This window comes from Robiginitalea sp. (assembly GCF_049588695.1).
Classification (GTDB): Bacteria; Bacteroidota; Bacteroidia; order Flavobacteriales; family Flavobacteriaceae; genus Robiginitalea.
The window spans coordinates 1-3,211 of sequence record NZ_JBAVZJ010000265.1 but is presented as its reverse complement, the minus strand read 5'-3'; the positions used below and the strand labels follow the sequence as shown (position 1 = coordinate 3,211).

The following is a 3,211-nucleotide window of genomic DNA, read 5'->3' as shown; positions in this document are numbered from 1 at the left end:
GCAATAATGTCGTAATCCCGGGTTAAAACATCAACAATCTTTCCTTTTCCCTCGTCTCCCCATTGGAGCCCGAGCAGCAAATCTACGCGCATGATATAGTGGGGTTATTCTGTGACTTCTTCCTTCTTTTTACGTGTCCCGTAAAAGTAAAGGGAGTGGTTGTTAATTTCAATATCAAAAACCTCCTCGATGGTCTTCTTGATCGATTCAATTCTGGGATCGCAAAACTCTACTACTTCCCCGGTATCCGTCAGGATGACATGATCGTGTTGGCGGTCAAAATAGGACTTTTCGTATTGGGCCTGATTCTTCCCAAACTGGTGTTTTCGAACCAGCTTGCAATCCAGGAGTAATTCAATAGTGTTGTACAAGGTAGCCCTGCTAACCCTGTAGTTTTTATTTTTCATCTTGATATACAGTGATTCAATATCAAAATGGTCGTCGTTGTTGTATATTTCCTGTAAGATCGCATAGCGCTCTGGAGTCTTGCGATGCCCGTTTTCCTCCAGGAAGGAGGTGAACACATTTTTAACGATTTCCTGATCTTTCCGATTCATTAAGAATTCCTTGCAACCTGGTTACAAAAGTACGTTTAAAAAAGGAAAAGGACGGGATTCCCCCTTCGAATTTAAGGGTCAAAACCCGATTAAATTCGAGCGACTTTATCGATTCCGTTTATTTGTTTTAAGTTTTCCAACACCTTTTTCAGGATGCCTTTATTCTTGACAACCAGTTTGATACGACCTGTAAAAGTACCTCCGTCAGTACTGAAGTTAATATTCCGCATATTGACGTGCATTTCGTCGGATATGATATCGGTTATCGAATTAATCAATCCCAGGTTGTCAATCCCACTCATGCGGATTTCGGCTGTGAATTCTTCCTGGGCAGAGTCAATCCATTTCGCAGAGATAATACGGTAGGCGTATTTAGATTGCATCGAAATCGCATTCGGACAGTCTTTCTTATGCACCTTGATTCCCTCATTGACCGTGACAAATCCAAAAACAGGATCCCCGGGGATGGGATTGCAACAGTTGGCCAGGCTGTAGCTGAGTTTCTCCTCTTCTTTTCCAAAGACCAGCATATCGAAATTCGCCGTTATCTCGTCTTTGTCTATTCCTTCCGGAGTCCCTTTTCGTCGTATGCGGTTTTTGAAGAAATTTAAAAACGCATTATTGTAGGAGCCCGCAAAATCCCGCATCTGCTGGTTGTCAATTACCCCGTTACCTACCCTGTAAAAGAGATCCAGACTGGTCTTCAGCTTAAAGTAGATGACCATTTTATTTATCACATCTTCATTCAAACTGATTTTTAAGGACTTTAACTTCCGCCTGAGGATTTCTTTACCTTCCATGGCCACTTCCTTCTTCTCCTCCCTGAGGGAAGAACGTATTTTGGACCGTGCCCGGGCTGTGGTGGCATAGTCCAACCAATTCTGGTTGGGTTTTGCATTGTCGGAGGTGATTATTTCAACCTGGTCTCCACTTCGTAGTGTTGTATTGAGGGGTACCAGCTTCCCATTCACTTTAGCCCCCCGGGTATGCATGCCCACTTCGGTGTGTATATTGAAGGCGAAATCGAGAGGGGTGGCCCCTTTGGGGAGCGGTTTAAGTTCTCCGTTAGGGGTGAATACAAAAATCTCCTTGGAATACAGATTGAGCTTAAACTCCTCCACAAAATCCACGGCACTGCCGTTTGAAGTCTCCAGGGCTTCCTGCAGGCGGTTGAGCCAAATCTCAATCCCCTGTTCTTTTTGGTCCCCGTGTTTGTATTTAAAATGTGCCGCATAACCCTTTTCAGCGATCTCGTGCATTCGCTCACTCCGTATTTGTACCTCAACCCAGCGCCCCTTAGGCCCCATAACCGTAATATGCAGGGCTTCATAACCTGTGGACTTCGGACTGGAAATCCAATCGCGCAGGCGGACCGGGTTAGGGGTGAAGTTATCGGTTACGATGGAATAAATTTTCCATGCGAGGAATTTCTCGTTTTTCCGATCCGATTTATAGATGATGCGAATGGCGAATTTGTCGTAAATCTCATCAAAAGCCACATTCTGGGACTGCATTTTACGACGGATGGAAAAGATCGACTTCATCCTCCCTTTAATATCGTAGTTCAGCCCTTCTTTATCGAGGGAGTCGCGGATGACTTTTGAAAAATCTTCAATATACTGTTGCTGGGCCTCTTTGCTCCCCGCTATTTTCCCCTGAATATCCTGGTATACCTCAGGTTCAGTGTATTTAAGGGATAAGTCCTCGAGTTCTGTTTTAATATTGTACAACCCGATACGATGTGCGAGGGGTGCATAGATATAGAGGGTTTCTGAGGCGATTTTGACCTGCTTGTGTTCCGGCATGGAATCCATAGTCAGCAGGTTGTGGTAGCGGTCGGCGATTTTGATGATAATTACCCGGATGTCGTCGTGGAGGGTCAGCAGCATTTTCCGGAAGTTCTCCGCCTGCTGCGAAATATTCATGTCCTTTTTGAGGTGGCCGATCTTTGTGAGCCCGTCTACGATTCGGGCGATGGTCTCCCCAAAAATCTGCTCAATGTCATCCAGGGTATAAGGCGTGTCTTCCACCACGTCATGAAGGAGTGCCGCGGCGATAGATGTCGCGTCCAGGCCGATTTCTGACGCCACAATCTTAGCCACGGCAATCGGGTGGAAGATATAGGCCTCCCCGGATTTGCGCCTCTGGTCTTTATGGGCATCCACAGCCACATCAAAAGCCTGGCGAATCAGTTTTTTGTCCTCATCGGAGAGGGTCTGGTAACTGATGCGCAAGAGCTCCTTGTATTCCCGGGCAATTGCCTTGTTTTCTTTTTCTATGACTGCCTGTGTGGCCATACCTTAAAAATAGGATAAATCCTTATCAGAACCTACAAAAATCGTGCCCCCGCCAACTTGTCAGGGCGAGTTACAGTGGATAGCAGACTGGGTATTTAGTATTCCATAACCCTGAACCCGGAGGGACTACGGCCATTAAAAAACCCTGCATCGATCCAATAGGGTGGAGGCAATGCAGGGATCGAAAGTCCTTGAATTATAAAAATGGCTTAATTTAGGATGTCTCTTCTTTGACTTCCACAATTTCGTACATATCCTTGCCATCCACCTGGACGGGCTGGTAGTAGGTATCTCCGAATTTAACATACGTCCGATCCCCGACCTTGACTTCTTCCCCTCCCTCGGGCAGGGCAGGGA

The 3,211-nt window shown here is 46.0% G+C and carries 4 protein-coding genes; all 4 read right to left on the bottom strand.

Going from position 1 to position 3,211, the window contains the following annotated elements; genetic code table 11:
* On the bottom strand, positions 1 to 92 hold a 92-nt coding region (locus WBV75_RS06460), incomplete at its 3' end, for an adenylosuccinate synthetase (RefSeq protein WP_424119822.1).
* A gap of 12 nt (positions 93 to 104) precedes the next feature.
* On the bottom strand, positions 105 to 557 hold the full coding sequence (locus WBV75_RS06455) for a Fur family transcriptional regulator (RefSeq protein ID WP_424119820.1): 453 nt from the start codon (positions 555 to 557) through the stop codon (positions 105 to 107).
* Positions 558 to 646: 89 nt separating this feature from the next.
* Positions 647 to 2,854 carry a RelA/SpoT family protein gene (locus WBV75_RS06450; protein ID WP_424119819.1) on the bottom strand — a complete coding sequence of 736 codons (2,208 nt, stop codon included), beginning with the start codon at positions 2,852 to 2,854 and terminating at the stop codon, positions 647 to 649.
* A gap of 214 nt (positions 2,855 to 3,068) precedes the next feature.
* Positions 3,069 to 3,203 carry a DUF6515 family protein gene (locus WBV75_RS06445; RefSeq protein ID WP_424119821.1) on the bottom strand — a complete coding sequence of 45 codons (135 nt, stop codon included), beginning with the start codon at positions 3,201 to 3,203 and terminating at the stop codon, positions 3,069 to 3,071.
* Positions 3,204 to 3,211 lie beyond the last annotated feature (8 nt).

What these genes read in the sequence shown, in the direction of transcription:
- WBV75_RS06455 (WP_424119820.1), bottom strand. Translation starts at nt 557, where the DNA reads ATGAATCGGAAAGATCAGGAAATCGTTAAAAATGTGTTCACCTCCTTC.
- WBV75_RS06450 (WP_424119819.1), bottom strand. Translation starts at nt 2,854, where the DNA reads ATGGCCACACAGGCAGTCATAGAAAAAGAAAACAAGGCAATTGCCCGG.